This is a genomic window from Acinetobacter lactucae (genome assembly GCF_013122135.1).
Classification (GTDB): domain Bacteria; phylum Pseudomonadota; class Gammaproteobacteria; order Pseudomonadales; family Moraxellaceae; genus Acinetobacter; species Acinetobacter lactucae.
Genome location: NZ_CP053391.1, coordinates 3384905 through 3398580, shown reverse-complemented (window position 1 = coordinate 3398580; position 13676 = coordinate 3384905). Strand labels below are relative to the sequence as shown.

Sequence of the window (13676 nt, the reverse complement as noted above, 5' to 3'; positions counted from 1 at the left end):
CATGCAACGCAAATGGGCAACGATATTACTCAGTAGCTTGATATTTTTAAATGGTTGTCAGGTCATGCCACATGCCAAAGGACTGCAAAGTCCTCTATGGCAGGCTCAGACTTATCAAAGGCAAGATCAGGTTGAAGTTCAGTGGAAGCAGCAAAGTTTTAGCTTCTTGCTATATCAACAGCAAAAGGGCACTGTACTGGATATGGTCGCTTTAAGCCTGACAGGCCAGCAATTATTTAAGTTACAGTTTGATGGGCATCGGGTTCATGTTGAACAACGTATTGATCAAATGCGTTTATTGCCTTTTGAGTTTGTGGTGCGTGACCTTTTGTTTGCGACATACCCTCAGTTTTCGCATTTAGGGCAGCAAGCTGTAGAGATGAAACAACAAGCAGACAAGCAGGTTGTTTATATTGAAAAGCAGCCTGTGTTACAGCTTAAACAAGGGCAAGGAAGCATTGAATTGATTAATGAACAAGTCCCTTATACCATGACGCTGAGTTCGATTGAGAACACCTTGCAGACAGAAGAAAGTCCTACGCCATGAAACATTTACCTTTAGAAAATGCAGCCACAATGGCCGTAGGCATACAATTTAGTGTTGGTTTATCTGCATTAGGCTGCGAACTTAATCAAATTAAACAAGCATTACAACAGCCGCAGCAAACCTTGAGTTTACGAGATGATTTAATTACTGATCGTAATGTGTGGGTGGGACAATATACGCATCCATTATGTTCGAGCGTACCTGATGCTTTGCAGTCTGTAGATTCACGTAATTTACGTTTTGCATTAACCGCATTAGCCGAAATTGAAACAGAGTTAAAAGCTTATACGGCTTCCTTTGAAAATAAACGTTTGGCCATTGTGGTGGGCACATCTACTTCTGGTATTGCAGATAATGAGTTATTACTTAAGCAATATTTTCAAGGGAAAACAGATCTATCGATATCTCATTATCCTCAAGAAATGAGTTGTTTAGCGAAAGCATTACAGCAGTACTTAGGATGGGAAGGGCCAGCTTATACGATTTCGACAGCTTGTTCTTCAAGTGCTAAAGCATTGGCAGCGGGGCAGAGATTACTTCATGCAGATTTAGCAGATGTGGTGCTGGTGGGTGGCGTCGATACCTTGTGTAAGTTAACTCTAAATGGTTTTAATAGCTTAGAAAGTTTATCTGAACATATTTGCCAACCCTCCGGTGTAAATCGTGATGGTATTAACATTGGTGAAGCCGCTGCGTTTTTTGTACTGAGTAAAGAACAAGCACCTGTCATGTTAATAGGAGCGGGTGAATCTATGGATGCATGGCACATTTCAGCCCCGCACCCTGAAGGTAACGGTGCAGCTTTAGCAATGCAACGTGCATTAGATATGGCACATATTTCAGCTCAACAGATTGATTATATCAATTTGCACGGCACTGCAACTCCACAAAATGACGCAATGGAAATTAAGGCTGTACAACAAGTTTTTGGTGATTACCCAGTGGCTTTAAGTAGTACCAAGCATAAAACTGGACATTGTCTCGGTGCAGCGGGTGCTATAGAAGCTTTCATTTGTGAACAAGTTCTAAAAGATCAAAGTTGGTTGCCTTTACATCAGAATGTTGAAATTGATCCGGATTTGGCCGACCAAAACTATGTGCAAGATGCCGAACTAAAACAACCTATCCGCTATGTCATGAGTAATTCTTTTGCTTTTGGGGGGAGTAATATTAGTCTTGTTTTTGGAGTGAAGTCCTGATGAAACTCGATGCAATTCAATATATTCCTCATGAGCAACCGATGGTATTTATTGACCATTTAACAGAGGTTGCAGAAGGGCGGGCGCAAGCAGAACTTACAATTACCCCAGAGCTCATGTTTTGTGAAGTGGAAGGTTTGCCGACATGGGCAAGCATTGAAATTATGGCACAAACCATTAGTGCTTATTCAGGCTGGCAAGGTGAGCAGTCAAAACAAGCGCCAAAAGTTGGTTTTTTATTGGGAACGCGTAAATTGCATTTACCCATTCCTTATTTCGCTTTGGGTTCAAGATTGATCATTCAAATAGAGCAACAATATTTTCATGAAGGACTTGGGCAATTTTCCTGTGAAATTCAATATGCTGAGCACCGCATTCAAGCAACGTTAAGTGTATTTGAACCTACAGAAACACCATTTGAATAACCACAAAGAATTAGGAATACATTGTGACAAGACGAATTTTAGTAACGGGTTCAAGTCGAGGAATTGGGAAAGCGATTGCATTACAACTCGCAAAGGCTGGTTTTGATGTGACTGTACACGCACGTTCACGTCAAGCAGAGGCTGAGCAAGTCGTACAAGAGATTCAAGCCTTAGGGCAAAATAGCCATTATTTAATGTTTGATGTAAATGAGCGCCAGACGGTTCAACAAATTCTAGAGCAAGACGTAAAGCAGCATGGCGCTTTTTATGGGGTCGTATTAAATGCAGGTCTTACCCATGATGGCGCTTTCCCAGCGTTAACAGATCAAGATTGGGATGAAGTGATTTCGACGTCATTAGATGGTTTTTATAACGTATTGAAGCCATTAATTATGCCAATGATTCACTTACGTAAAGGTGGCCGTATTGTCACTTTATCTTCTGTGTCTGGGATTATGGGTAACCGTGGTCAGGTTAACTACAGTGCTGCAAAAGCGGGATTGATTGGTGCGACTAAAGCCTTGGCACTCGAATTGGCGAAGCGAAAAATTACGGTGAATTGTGTAGCACCAGGACTCATTGAGACCGAAATGGTGACAGATGAAGTCAAAGAACATGCGCTAAAAATGATTCCGTTGCAACGCATGGGGCAGGTCGATGAAGTGGCGAGTGTAGTGAAATTCTTATGTTCAGATGAAGCCTCTTATGTAACTCGACAGGTGATCTCTGTGAATGGAGGACTCATCTGATGAAACGTGTGGTTGTGACAGGAATGGCGGGAATTACCTCTTTAGGTGAAACTGCCGATGACATCTTTGCGCGATTTGAAGCTGCTAAAAGCGGTATACGTTACATGCCCGAGTGGGAGCAATATGTTGACCTTCGGACCAAGCTTGCTGGACCTGTTGAAACATTCCATGTTCCAAAACATTTTAACCGTAAGGTTACCCGCGGGATGGGGCGTGTAGCGCTTATGTCTGTGGTTTGTGCCGAAACTGCTTTACAAAATGCTGGTTTGCTTGGACATGAAATTTTATCTAGTGGCGAAGCGGGTGTTGCCTTTGGTTCTTCCGCGGGTAGTGTAGATGCCGTGGGTGAGTTTGCTAGCATGTTGCTTCATCAGAGCATGAGTAAGATCAATGCAACCACTTATATTCGTATGATGGCTCATACAAGTGCGGTGAACATGACCGTATATTTTGGTCTAAAAGGATTAACTTTACCGACCTCAAGTGCATGTACCTCTGGTTCCATGGCAATTGGGCAAGCGTATGAAGCAATCAAATATGGCAAACAACAAGTCATGATTGCGGGTGGTGCAGAGGAACTCAGTGCGGCAGGTGCGGCAGTTTTTGATGTATTGTTCGCAACCAGTAGCATGAATGATCAACCTGAAAAAACACCACGTCCTTTTGATGCTAAACGAGATGGATTGGTGATTGGTGAAGGGGCAGGGTGTTTAATTCTCGAAGAATATGAACATGCCAAAGCACGAGGTGCTCATATTTATGCAGAAGTGATTGGTTATGGTAGCAATACCGATGGTCAACATGTCACTCGTCCTGAGTCAGAAATGATGGGGCGCTGTATGGAGTTAGCGCTGAAAGATGCATTTGTAGAAGCTAAAGATATTGCCTACGTAAATGCACATGGTACTTCAACAGATCAGGGGGATGTGGCGGAGAGCCAAGCCACTGCAAAAGTTTTAGGCTATAAACCAATTAGCTCTTTAAAGAGTTATTTTGGACATACGCTGGGAGCGTGTGGGGCTATTGAAGCTTGGTTAAGCATCGAAATGATGAATCGTGGCCGTTTTATTCCAACTTTAAATCTAGATGAAATCGACCCGCTATGTGGTGAACTAGATTATATCGTTCAGCAGCCGAGAAATTTGGATGCTGACATTATTATGAGCAATAACTTTGCTTTTGGCGGAATTAATACTTCGCTTATTTTTAAACGTGTTAAACAATAAGGAACACAACAATGTTAAATAAAAAACTTTTATTTGTAGCAATGCTAAGTGCGGGTTTTACTGCTACTGTTCAGGCTGGAGATGAAGTACATTAGTTAAATTTTAAAGAAGCTGTAGACCGTGCAGTTGCCGATGGGACTCTGGATGGTTCTGTAAAGTTTTATTTAAAGGGTACAAAGTCTGGTGGTAAAGTTATTCAAAAAGATGCTGTGACAAATAAAAAGACCAATGGTTTTGGTAAGTCGGCAGCAACGTCTTGTGACTGGGTTTTACGTTCAGCACTGATCCAAATGCAAAACAATGCTAAAGCACAAGGGGCAAACGCCGTTACCAATATTGTGAGCTATTTTAAAGCCAATGAAACAACGAGTACGACAACTTACGATTGCTATAAAGGCACCATGATGGCGGGTGTTGCTTTAAAAGGCGATGTCGTTAAATTCTAATCATTTAAAGTAAGGTCGAGATAATGTCTAAGCGTAAAATTGAGGTCTACACACAGGCATTATCTCAGCTTCTTTTAAAGTCTAAACAAGATTTTCCAGACTTCCGTTCATTTAATCATTATAAAAAACAACAAATACAGAGTGTCAGAAATCGACTGATTGCAGAGAAACTACAACTCAATTCAATGGAATTGGAGTTTGCCAAGCATGAACATGGTAAACCTTATTTATTGAATCACACTTTGCATTTTAATCACTCACATAGCCAACAATACTACGCTTTAGCCATGAGCGAACAGGTTAAAGATATTGGCATAGATGTTGAGGAACAGGATCGAAATGTACGCTTAGACGCTTTAGCAAAACATGCATTTCATCCCGATGAATATGAAACATGGCTAAGCTTAGAACAAGATAGAGAATATTGGTTCAAAGTCTGGACCACGAAAGAAGCTGTTTTAAAAGCTTCAGGACTAGGCATACGTTTAGATTTAAACACGTTAAATACTCAGGCACATCCTACCGATCATGGTGGAGTCTGTTCTCACCCACTTAATGGGACATTTGCTTATCAGAATTTTATTGTGGGCAATATGATATTAACCGCGGCATGGCGTTCAGAGTTATCTTGCCGTGGTTTTGAGTTTCCGTCTATTCAGCTTCACTCACTTGATCGTTAATAATCTAAATAGCACACATAAAAAAACCGCGTATTACGCGGTTTTTTTATTAAAAGGAGAAGCTAAAAATTAAGCTTGACCTTCAACAGCAGCAGCTTGAGCTCGTTGCATGTTAGCTTCAAACTCTGCATCAAAGTTGATTGGAGTAAGAAGTAACTGTGGGAAGCTACCTTTAGTTACTAAATCATTTACAGCTTCACGTAAGAACGGGAACAAAATATTTGGGCAATATGCGCCTAAAATATAAGGTAAACGCTCTTCTTCAATATTATCGATCAAGAAAATACCTGATTGAGTTACATCTACAATGAACGCTGTTTCGTTGTCGTTATCGGCTTGTACCACAACTTTTAAAGAAACTTCAAAGTGAGTTGGGTCAATCTTTTCTGCAGCAGAAGAAAGATTGATATTAAGTTCAGGTTGCCATTGTTTAGTAAAAACCTGCGCCCCAGGAACCTCAAAAGAAATATCTTTTGTATAAATACGCTCTAAAGCTAATTGTGGTTGAACTTGTTGTTCTTCGCTCATTGTTTTTTCCTTAATATGGATGCGATGTTAAGCCAATAATTCGTCGAGTTTACCTTCACGCTCTAAAGCATAAAGTTGGTCAAAACCACCGATAAACTGATCGTTAATGAAAATTTGTGGGACAGTACGATGATTTGTGCGTTGCATTAATTCAACACGTACTTCTGGTGCTTCAACAGAAAGATTTACTTCTTTATAAGCAACACCTTTACGCTCAAGTAACTGTTTAGCACGAACACAATACGGGCATACAGAAGTTGAGTAAACAATGACATTTGCAGCCATGATAATTCTCCTTAAGCTTTTGGTTTGCTTTTAACAAGAGGTAAGCCTTGTGCTTTCCAGTTACTAATACCACCATCAAGACGATAGCTATCGTGGTGAGCAACTTTTTGCAAAGCACTTCCAGCAACTTGCCCCAAGTTGCAAATAAATACCAGTGGACGGTCACTTGCTTTTAATTCGTCAGCATGACTTGCGATTTGGCTATACGGAATATTGCGACTGCCACTAATGTGACCTTCGCGGAAATCTTTGCTATCGCGTAAGTCAATCAAAAGAGCATTTTTCGCTTTCACTAAAATACCAAGCGACTGTGGAGAAATTTTACGACCATTACGTTGACCTTCAAAAATGAAGAACAACACGATCAAGACTCCGAGCGTACCAAACAAAATGGGGTGATTCCCCATAAACTCTAACCAGCGTTCCACAAGTCACCTAAAAAAATTAAAAAACAAAATTGACCTAGAGTATAGCGTATATAGATGGTGATCAAAATCACCACTTCAAGGGCAAATAGGGCAGAAAATCAGTTTTTTTGCTGTGCTTCTTGAATCTCATCGATTAAACGCAAAAAGCTATCTAGACGTCGTGGCAAAATTTCACCCGCTTCAACGGCCTGTTTAAGCCCACAATTCTTTTCATGAGTATGTGTGCAATTACGGAATTGGCAAGATCCTAGATGTGCGGCAATGTCAGGAAAGCCCATACGAATTTTTTCTAAATCGAGATGCCAAAGCCCAAACTCACGAATTCCCGGAGAATCAATTAAGGCACCGTTTTTACCGAAGTTGATTAAGCGCGTAGAGGTTGTCGTGTGTTGTCCAAGTGCAGAGTTTTCAGAAATAACATTAGTTTTTTGCTCTGCATCTGGAATGAGCACATTAATTAAAGAGCTTTTTCCTACGCCTGATTGCCCTACAAATGCTACGGTTTCACCATCTAAACGCTCAGATAAAGCAGAGATATCTCCCTTCTTGGACTGACAAATCATCACTTCATAACCCAAGGTTTTATATTCTTCTAATAAGGTAAGAATTGGGTCATTTTCAGTGAGTAAATCAGACTTATTGAGGACCAAAAGAGCAGGAATGTTAGCGTCTGCACAAGCAACTAAATACCGATCAATTAACGTTGGAGCTGGTTCAGGAAGTGGTGAAAATACAATCACAATCAAACTGATGTTTGCGGCCACTGGTTTAACTTTGTGATAGCGGTCAGGGCGGGTAAGTAAAGAGGTGCGTGGGTGAATGGCTGTAATAATGCCTAAACCCGTATTTGGGTCTGCCTGCCATTTAACACGATCACCAGTTACAAGTAACTCAAGATTAGTTCGAGTATGGCAACGCCAAACACTATTGAGCTCGATCGGCTTCCAGAATGGTTCTGGTTCTCCTTCGGCTACTTGTGGTTTTTCTGGGTGATGCTCAGGTACAGAGAGGGCTTGTACTTCAAGTTGACGGCCATAGTGTTGTACAACGAGTCCATCTAGATCCTGTGAAGTATCGATCTCTTCTTGGCGAGTTTTATGCTGTTTTTCAATACGACGTTGCTGTTGTTCAGTTAAACGACGCTTACGAATTAAAGCCATTCATATCCCAAAAAAACCATTGTTTGAAGACCGCAAAAATAGCATGAAGCAGCTATAGAATTACAGCGCGGAAGCAAGAAATTTGCTACTATTGATGTTTTTACGGCATTTTAGAACGTACATTCATGAGCAGTACTTTAAATACACGATTAATTTGGATTGATCTGGAAATGACCGGATTAGATACCGATAATGACCAAATTATTGAAATCGCAACAATTATTACAGATGATCATTTAAATGTACTTGCCGAAGGTCCAGTTTTGGCTATTCATCAACCTGATCGTATTTTAAATGCAATGGATGAATGGAACACTCGTCAACATGGCCAATCTGGTCTGATTGAACGAGTTCGCCGCAGTAAGCTAACAGCACGTGATGCTGAGTTACAAACTTTAGAATTCCTAAAAAAATGGGTGAATCCAAAAGTTTCACCAATGTGCGGTAACTCGATTTGTCAGGATCGCCGCTTCTTACATCGTCTTATGCCTGAGCTTGAGCAATATTTCCACTATCGTAATCTTGATGTATCTACGGTAAAAGAACTTTCAAAACGCTGGCGCCCTGAAATTATGAGCGGTTTGAAAAAGAATGCATCGCATTTGGCAATGGATGATATTCGTGACTCAATTTCGGAGCTGAAATATTACCGCGAATACTTCTTTATTATGAATACTGACGGTAAAGATTAATTACGTTGTAGACGTGAGATGAAAGGGAGGTTATTGCCTCCTTTTTTATTGCTTAAAGAAGCTTGTTACAATAATGCCGATTGCTTAATTTGGCTTTCATATTCATTTTGCTTAAAATGATGTTTTAAATTTTTATTATAAAAAGAGAACATTTATGCAAAGTAATAACCCGATACTGACCCGAGTTGAAACGGTCAGTGATTATAGTCAACCGATGACTGTGCAAGGTGCGATTCAAAAATCTGTTATGTTGACCGTGATTGCAGCAGCGGTGGGTGTCGCTTTATTTTTCTATGCAGCCTTTACTGCAAATGTTGGGATTGCTTACGCGGCTTCAATTGTGGGTGCAATTGGTGGTTTGGTTTTAGCTTTAATTACAACGTTTAAACCAACGACTGCACCAACATTGGCAATTCCGTATGCTTTATTTGAAGGGGCTTTTTTAGGTGGTATTTCTTTTACTTTCCAATTGAAATACCCTGGTGTTCCTCTTCAGGCTTTATTAGCAACCTTCGTTACAACTTTGGTGATGTTTGGTCTATATAAATTCCAAATTATCCGCGCAACTGAAAAGTTCAAGTCAGTCGTTATCTCTGCATCTTTGGCGATCTTTATTGTATTTATCGTACAGATGGTCATGCGTTTAGCATTTGGTTCAAGCGTTCCTTATATTTTTGAAAGTAACTGGTTAGGCATTGGTTTTGCTGCATTTGTTGCGGTGATTGCCTCACTTAACCTGATTTTAGATTTTGATTTAATTGAAACTAGTGCCGCATATCGTGCACCAAAATTCATGGAATGGTTGTGTGGTATTGCGTTACTGGCAACTTTAGTCTGGATGTATATTTCTTTCTTACGTTTACTAGGCTTATTGTCTGACGACTAATACTGTATGTATCTAAAAATCGCTCCTTAATAAGGAGCGATTTTTTTTCGTGCGATTTTTGAAAAAAGATGCATTATGCAATTTCGAAAACCGCCGAATATTGGCATTATGCTTGAAATTGTTTTGAGTGAGATCGGCATGACACAAGGACTTTTAGCAGGTAAGCGCTTTTTGATTGCAGGCGTTGCTAGTAAATTATCAATTGCTTTTGGTATTGCCCAAGCATTACACCGTGAAGGTGCAGAGCTTGCGTTTACTTATCCAAACGAAAAATTAAAAAAACGTGTGGATGAATTTGCTGAGCAATTCGGTTCTAAGCTTGTGTTTCCATGTGATGTTGCTGTTGATGCTGAAATTGATAATGCATTTGCAGAACTTGCAAAACATTGGGATGGTGTAGACGGTGTTGTGCACTCAATCGGCTTTGCACCTGCACACACGCTTGATGGTGACTTCACTGACGTGACTGACCGTGACGGTTTTAAAGTTGCTCATGACATCAGTGCGTACAGCTTTATTGCAATGGCTCGTGCTGCAAAACCTTTATTACAAGCTCGCCAAGGTTGTTTATTGACTTTGACTTACCAAGGTTCTGAGCGTGTTATGCCTAACTACAACGTTATGGGTATGGCAAAAGCTTCTTTAGAAGCTGGTGTTCGCTACTTAGCTTCAAGCTTGGGTGTTGATGGTATCCGTGTAAATGCGATTTCTGCGGGTCCAATCCGTACTCTAGCTGCTTCAGGTATTAAATCTTTCCGTAAAATGTTAGATGCCAATGAAAAAGTTGCGCCGTTAAAGCGTAATGTAACCATTGAAGAAGTAGGTAACGCAGCGTTATTCCTATGCTCACCTTGGGCTTCAGGTATTACTGGTGAAATTCTATATGTAGATGCTGGTTTCAATACTGTAGGTATGAGCCAATCTATGATGGATGATGAATAAGTTTTAAAATTTATTCAGGCATAAAAAAAGCCGTAGTTGAAGGACTACGGCTTTTTTAATTGGTACAAGTTATTGCGGCAGTTCTTTTACAGGTGAACCCCCTAGAGCTTGCATGAGGGTGACATAAGCATTGTATTGGCTTTGCTTTGTTTCAACGAGGCTTAGACGTGCAGTACGTGTGGTTTGCTGTGCATCAAGAAGTGTTTTTAATGCGACAGCACCATAACGGTAACGGACTTCAGTTAAACGTTCAGTTTTTTCTGCAAGTTCAACATTACGCTCTTGTAGCGCTACTTGCTTGTCGAGTTCTGTACGACTCGATAAAGCATTTTCTACATCAGCAAAAGCCTGATAAAGCGTTTGGCGATATTGAATAATCGCTTTTTCATAATCCAGATTACTAATCGCGATATCTTTCTTCATATCGTTATATTGTAAAAACGGTAAGCTTAAACTTGCACCAAGCGTCAGGGCAGGGTTGCGTAACAACTCCGTTAAAGATGTGCTGCTTGAGCCTAAACTACTGGTTAAGCTAATCGAAGGGTAGTAGCTTGCTTTGGTTGCATCTTTAGTTGCTAATGCTTTTCTTAAGCGTAGCTCACTTGCTTGCAAATCAGGACGGCGCGATAAAATGTCGGCAGGTAAGCCAGCGCCAATTGCAGGTAGAGCGGTGCGTGGTAAACGCTTTGGCTCTTGAATGTTTAATTGTTGCAATGGTTCATGCAATAACACTGCGATGGCTGTGCGTGTTTCAACCAGTTGTTGCTCAATTTGGCTTAAGCTTGCTTTTTGGCTTTGCACTGATTGTTCTGCTTGAGTCAGATCTACACCTGAAACGGCACCAGCTTTATATTGAATCTGAACCAAGTCATAAAGCTTTTGAGAAGTTGCTAGGCTTTGCTGAGCAGTCGCATAACGTTCATTTAAATAACCCAGTTGCCAATAGAGTTTGGCAGTGGTTGCAATTAAGCTTTGTCCAGTAGCTTGTAAATCTTGTTCGGTTGCTAAAGCTTCCCATTTACTTGCTTCGGTTTGGCGTGCAAGCTTGCCAAATAAATCAAGCTCATAGCTTACTCCAGCGCTCATTGAAAGACCTTTAGAGCTATCATCTCCCGAATTTAAATCGAAAGAATGTCCTGTAGAAACACTAGAGCTGGTTCGTAAGCCTTGTTTGTTTGCAGTTAGATCTGCTTGTAAACGGGCTTGCTTTAAGGCAATACCTGCAACTGCTAAATCACTGTTACGTTCTAATACATTGCTTACAAGTTGATTGAGCTGCGCATCATTAAAAAGCGTCCACCAACGGTCAGAATATTGATCGGCAGACATGGTTTTTGATTTTGCTGTGTCATATTGAAAACTACCCGGAACTTGTACCGCAGGTGTTTCATAAGGTGTTTTTACTACAGCCGCACATCCTACAAGAGAGCCTGTGAGAAGAAGTGCTGTGCTGAGTTTAGTCATTGAGAAAGACATGCAATTTTCCTTATTCTCGAGATAGTGCGGCAACAGGGTCAAGTTTCGCGGCATTCTTGGCAGGTAAGAAACCGAATACGACACCAATCAGTGTTGAACAGACAAAGGCTGCAATAATTGAGGTACTTGAATAAGCCACGCTAAAGTTACCGCCAGCAAATTTATTAATAAGTTGTCCAAGGCCAAGCGACAGTAAGACGCCAAGCACACCACCAATTAAACACACTAAAATTGCTTCAATCAGGAATTGCTGCAAAATATCACTTTGACGAGCACCTACGGCCATACGTACACCAATTTCCTGAGTACGTTCGGTCACCGAAACCAACATAATATTCATCACCCCAATACCACCGACAACCAATGAAATTACGGCAATTGCTGAAACCAGAAGCGTCATTGTGCTGGTTGTTTTCTCAATGGTTTGACGGATACTGTCACTGTTCATGGTGAAAATATCTTGTGCACCATGGCGCTGGGTTAATAGATTTACAATCGCATTTTCTGCGGCAGCAGTTGAATATTTGTCATTAATACGAACCACGATATTACGTACATTCGACTGACCCAACATACGGCTCATTACGGTTGTATAAGGCATATAGACATTTAAAGTGTCATCAGAGCCCATGCCGCTTGTTTGTGGTTCTACAACACCAATAATACGGGCAGGTACACTACCGAGTAACACGACTTGACCGATGGGGTTGGTACCATCACTAAAGAACTGTTTTTGAGTATTGGTATCAATGACTACATCCTGTGAGCGATCACGAACACTTCGTTGGTCAAAAGTTTGTCCATCTTTAAAGACCAAACCTTTTACATCGAAATAATCGTTACTCACACCATTAATGGTCGCGTTTGCTTCATTTTGTTGGTAACGCATGGTTTTGGATGTACTGACAATTGGACTGACTGCACTGACATAAGGTTGAGTCATTAACGCATCAGCATCGGCAGGTACTAAAGTCTTAAAACTTGCAGTTTTAGAGTTGTCACCAAAACCACGGCCTTGGAACACGGTAATCGTATTTGTTCCGAGACTACTAATATTGCTTAAAATTTGTTGTTGAGAGCCTTTGCCTAGAGCGACCACTGTAACAACAGAAGCAATACCAATAATGATCCCAAGCATGGTTAAAAAAGTACGCATGCGATGGGCATTCATAGACAGTAAAGCCATTTGAAAGGCTTCTGATAAACGGTCTAAAGTAGAACGCCACGCAGAAATACTTTTGCCTTTCTTCTGTTTACCTTGCAAAGCAGGAGCTGCATCAGGATCAGATTTGATCGGTTCAGCTGTTTGATCTGGAATATTAGGACGGTCATTAATAATTTCTCCGTCACTAATCTCGATAATACGAGTCGCATTTTTGGCAACTTGCATATCATGGGTCACTAAAATAATCGTGTGACCTGCGGCGTTGAGTTCGCGCAAAATACGCATCACCTCAACACCACTATGAGAATCGAGCGCTCCTGTGGGTTCATCTGCCAGAATAACGTCACCGCCATTCATGAGTGCACGGGCAATAGAAACACGTTGTTGTTGACCACCGGAAAGTTGGCTTGGTCTATTGAGTGTTTTCGTGCCTAAACCCAATTCGGTCAGTAAAGCCGTTGCGCGTTGTTTACGTTCAGAAGGGGTAACACCTGCATAAACAGCTGGAACTTCTACGTTACCTTCAGCAGATAAATCACCCAGTAAATGGTAGCGCTGGAAAATAAAACCAAAATATTCACGGCGTAGTCGAGCGAGTTGATCTGGCTCGAGTTTACCTGTTTCTTGTCCGTTAACCTTGTAACTACCACTCGTAGGTCGGTCCAGACAACCCAGGATATTCATGAGAGTCGATTTACCAGAACCAGACTGGCCGACAATGGCAACCAGTTCACCTTCATAAATGGTCAGGTCAATACCTTTTAAAATTTGTATCGTGCTTTCGCCAGCAGGGAATTCCCGGACCAGATTGCTGACTTCAAGCAAAGCTTGTTTTGTCATGC

At 41.1% G+C, this 13676-nt stretch carries 15 protein-coding genes and 1 pseudogene; 10 read left to right on the top strand and 6 right to left on the bottom strand.

The window, feature by feature from the left end; translation table 11 throughout:
• Window position 1 precedes the first annotated feature (1 nt).
• The 7 genes and pseudogenes from HLV59_RS15875 (at window position 2) to HLV59_RS15845 (ending at window position 5272) form a co-directional block, all read left to right on the top strand.
• Window positions 2-547, top strand: a complete 546-nt coding sequence (locus HLV59_RS15875; RefSeq protein WP_171430354.1) for a DUF3261 domain-containing protein — start codon at window positions 2-4, stop codon at window positions 545-547.
• Window positions 544-1746 carry a beta-ketoacyl-[acyl-carrier-protein] synthase family protein gene (locus tag HLV59_RS15870; protein WP_171430353.1) on the top strand — a complete coding sequence of 401 codons (1203 nt, stop codon included), beginning with the start codon at window positions 544-546 and terminating at the stop codon, window positions 1744-1746. The genes HLV59_RS15875 and HLV59_RS15870 overlap by 4 nt, the downstream gene beginning before the upstream one ends.
• A complete protein-coding gene (locus tag HLV59_RS15865) occupies window positions 1746-2171 on the top strand; it encodes an ApeP family dehydratase (RefSeq protein ID WP_057105319.1) in 426 nt (141 codons plus the stop codon). The genes HLV59_RS15870 and HLV59_RS15865 overlap by 1 nt, the downstream gene beginning before the upstream one ends.
• 23 nt (window positions 2172-2194) lie before the next feature.
• Window positions 2195-2920 carry a 3-ketoacyl-ACP reductase FabG2 gene (locus HLV59_RS15860; protein WP_082183044.1) on the top strand — a complete coding sequence of 242 codons (726 nt, stop codon included), beginning with the start codon at window positions 2195-2197 and terminating at the stop codon, window positions 2918-2920.
• The gene (locus tag HLV59_RS15855; protein WP_171430352.1) at window positions 2920-4146 is read left to right on the top strand and encodes a beta-ketoacyl-ACP synthase; all 1227 of its coding nucleotides are present in this window, start codon (window positions 2920-2922) and stop codon (window positions 4144-4146) included. The genes HLV59_RS15860 and HLV59_RS15855 overlap by 1 nt, the downstream gene beginning before the upstream one ends.
• A gap of 11 nt (window positions 4147-4157) precedes the next feature.
• Window positions 4158-4592: pseudogene (locus HLV59_RS15850) on the top strand (excinuclease).
• Between the two features lie 23 nt (window positions 4593-4615).
• The gene (locus HLV59_RS15845; protein WP_171430351.1) at window positions 4616-5272 is read left to right on the top strand and encodes a 4'-phosphopantetheinyl transferase family protein; all 657 of its coding nucleotides are present in this window, start codon (window positions 4616-4618) and stop codon (window positions 5270-5272) included.
• Between the two features lie 69 nt (window positions 5273-5341).
• Here the strand turns inward: HLV59_RS15845 and secB are convergent, their stop codons facing one another.
• From secB to rsgA, 4 genes are all read right to left on the bottom strand, one after another.
• Window positions 5342-5800: a protein-export chaperone SecB gene (gene secB, locus HLV59_RS15840; protein ID WP_002115005.1), complete on the bottom strand. Its 459-nt coding sequence runs from the start codon at window positions 5798-5800 to the stop codon at window positions 5342-5344.
• Between the two features lie 27 nt (window positions 5801-5827).
• Window positions 5828-6085 carry a glutaredoxin 3 gene (gene grxC, locus HLV59_RS15835; RefSeq protein WP_002114715.1) on the bottom strand — a complete coding sequence of 86 codons (258 nt, stop codon included), beginning with the start codon at window positions 6083-6085 and terminating at the stop codon, window positions 5828-5830.
• 11 nt (window positions 6086-6096) lie between these two features.
• On the bottom strand, window positions 6097-6513 hold the full coding sequence (locus HLV59_RS15830) for a rhodanese-like domain-containing protein (RefSeq protein ID WP_000443006.1): 417 nt from the start codon (window positions 6511-6513) through the stop codon (window positions 6097-6099).
• Between the two features lie 98 nt (window positions 6514-6611).
• A complete protein-coding gene (gene rsgA / locus HLV59_RS15825) occupies window positions 6612-7673 on the bottom strand; it encodes a ribosome small subunit-dependent GTPase A (RefSeq protein WP_005066188.1) in 1062 nt (353 codons plus the stop codon).
• A gap of 125 nt (window positions 7674-7798) precedes the next feature.
• Between rsgA and orn the strand changes: the two genes are divergently transcribed.
• The 3 genes from orn to HLV59_RS15810 all read left to right on the top strand — a co-directional run bounded on the left by orn (window position 7799) and on the right by HLV59_RS15810 (window position 10193).
• Complete coding sequence (gene orn / locus HLV59_RS15820; protein ID WP_000099436.1) at window positions 7799-8365, top strand: oligoribonuclease; 567 nt, start codon at window positions 7799-7801, stop codon at window positions 8363-8365.
• A 154-nt stretch (window positions 8366-8519) separates the two neighbouring features.
• Window positions 8520-9251, top strand: coding sequence for a Bax inhibitor-1/YccA family protein (locus tag HLV59_RS15815; protein WP_016144322.1), 732 nt, complete (start codon window positions 8520-8522; stop codon window positions 9249-9251).
• Between the two features lie 138 nt (window positions 9252-9389).
• Window positions 9390-10193, top strand: a complete 804-nt coding sequence (locus HLV59_RS15810; protein ID WP_023274323.1) for an enoyl-ACP reductase FabI — start codon at window positions 9390-9392, stop codon at window positions 10191-10193.
• A gap of 69 nt (window positions 10194-10262) precedes the next feature.
• On the opposite strand, the gene HLV59_RS15805 is transcribed toward HLV59_RS15810, so the two are convergent.
• Window positions 10263-11657 carry an efflux transporter outer membrane subunit gene (locus HLV59_RS15805; RefSeq protein ID WP_087090018.1) on the bottom strand — a complete coding sequence of 465 codons (1395 nt, stop codon included), beginning with the start codon at window positions 11655-11657 and terminating at the stop codon, window positions 10263-10265.
• 22 nt (window positions 11658-11679) lie between these two features.
• Window positions 11680-13674, bottom strand: coding sequence for a MacB family efflux pump subunit (locus HLV59_RS15800; protein ID WP_171430350.1), 1995 nt, complete (start codon window positions 13672-13674; stop codon window positions 11680-11682).
• Between the last annotated feature and the right edge of the window lie 2 nt (window positions 13675-13676).

Bases quoted from the DNA above. Each gene is read 5' to 3' on its own strand.
- HLV59_RS15875 (WP_171430354.1), top strand. From the start codon at position 2: ATGCAACGCAAATGGGCAACGATATTACTCAGTAGCTTGATATTTTTA.
- HLV59_RS15870 (WP_171430353.1), top strand. From the start codon at position 544: ATGAAACATTTACCTTTAGAAAATGCAGCCACAATGGCCGTAGGCATA.
- HLV59_RS15865 (WP_057105319.1), top strand. From the start codon at position 1,746: ATGAAACTCGATGCAATTCAATATATTCCTCATGAGCAACCGATGGTA.
- HLV59_RS15855 (WP_171430352.1), top strand. From the start codon at position 2,920: ATGAAACGTGTGGTTGTGACAGGAATGGCGGGAATTACCTCTTTAGGT.
- HLV59_RS15845 (WP_171430351.1), top strand. From the start codon at position 4,616: ATGTCTAAGCGTAAAATTGAGGTCTACACACAGGCATTATCTCAGCTT.
- secB (WP_002115005.1), bottom strand. From the start codon at position 5,800: ATGAGCGAAGAACAACAAGTTCAACCACAATTAGCTTTAGAGCGTATT.
- grxC (WP_002114715.1), bottom strand. From the start codon at position 6,085: ATGGCTGCAAATGTCATTGTTTACTCAACTTCTGTATGCCCGTATTGT.
- rsgA (WP_005066188.1), bottom strand. From the start codon at position 7,673: ATGGCTTTAATTCGTAAGCGTCGTTTAACTGAACAACAGCAACGTCGT.
- orn (WP_000099436.1), top strand. From the start codon at position 7,799: ATGAGCAGTACTTTAAATACACGATTAATTTGGATTGATCTGGAAATG.
- HLV59_RS15815 (WP_016144322.1), top strand. From the start codon at position 8,520: ATGCAAAGTAATAACCCGATACTGACCCGAGTTGAAACGGTCAGTGAT.
- HLV59_RS15810 (WP_023274323.1), top strand. From the start codon at position 9,390: ATGACACAAGGACTTTTAGCAGGTAAGCGCTTTTTGATTGCAGGCGTT.
- HLV59_RS15805 (WP_087090018.1), bottom strand. From the start codon at position 11,657: ATGACTAAACTCAGCACAGCACTTCTTCTCACAGGCTCTCTTGTAGGA.
- HLV59_RS15800 (WP_171430350.1), bottom strand. From the start codon at position 13,674: ATGACAAAACAAGCTTTGCTTGAAGTCAGCAATCTGGTCCGGGAATTC.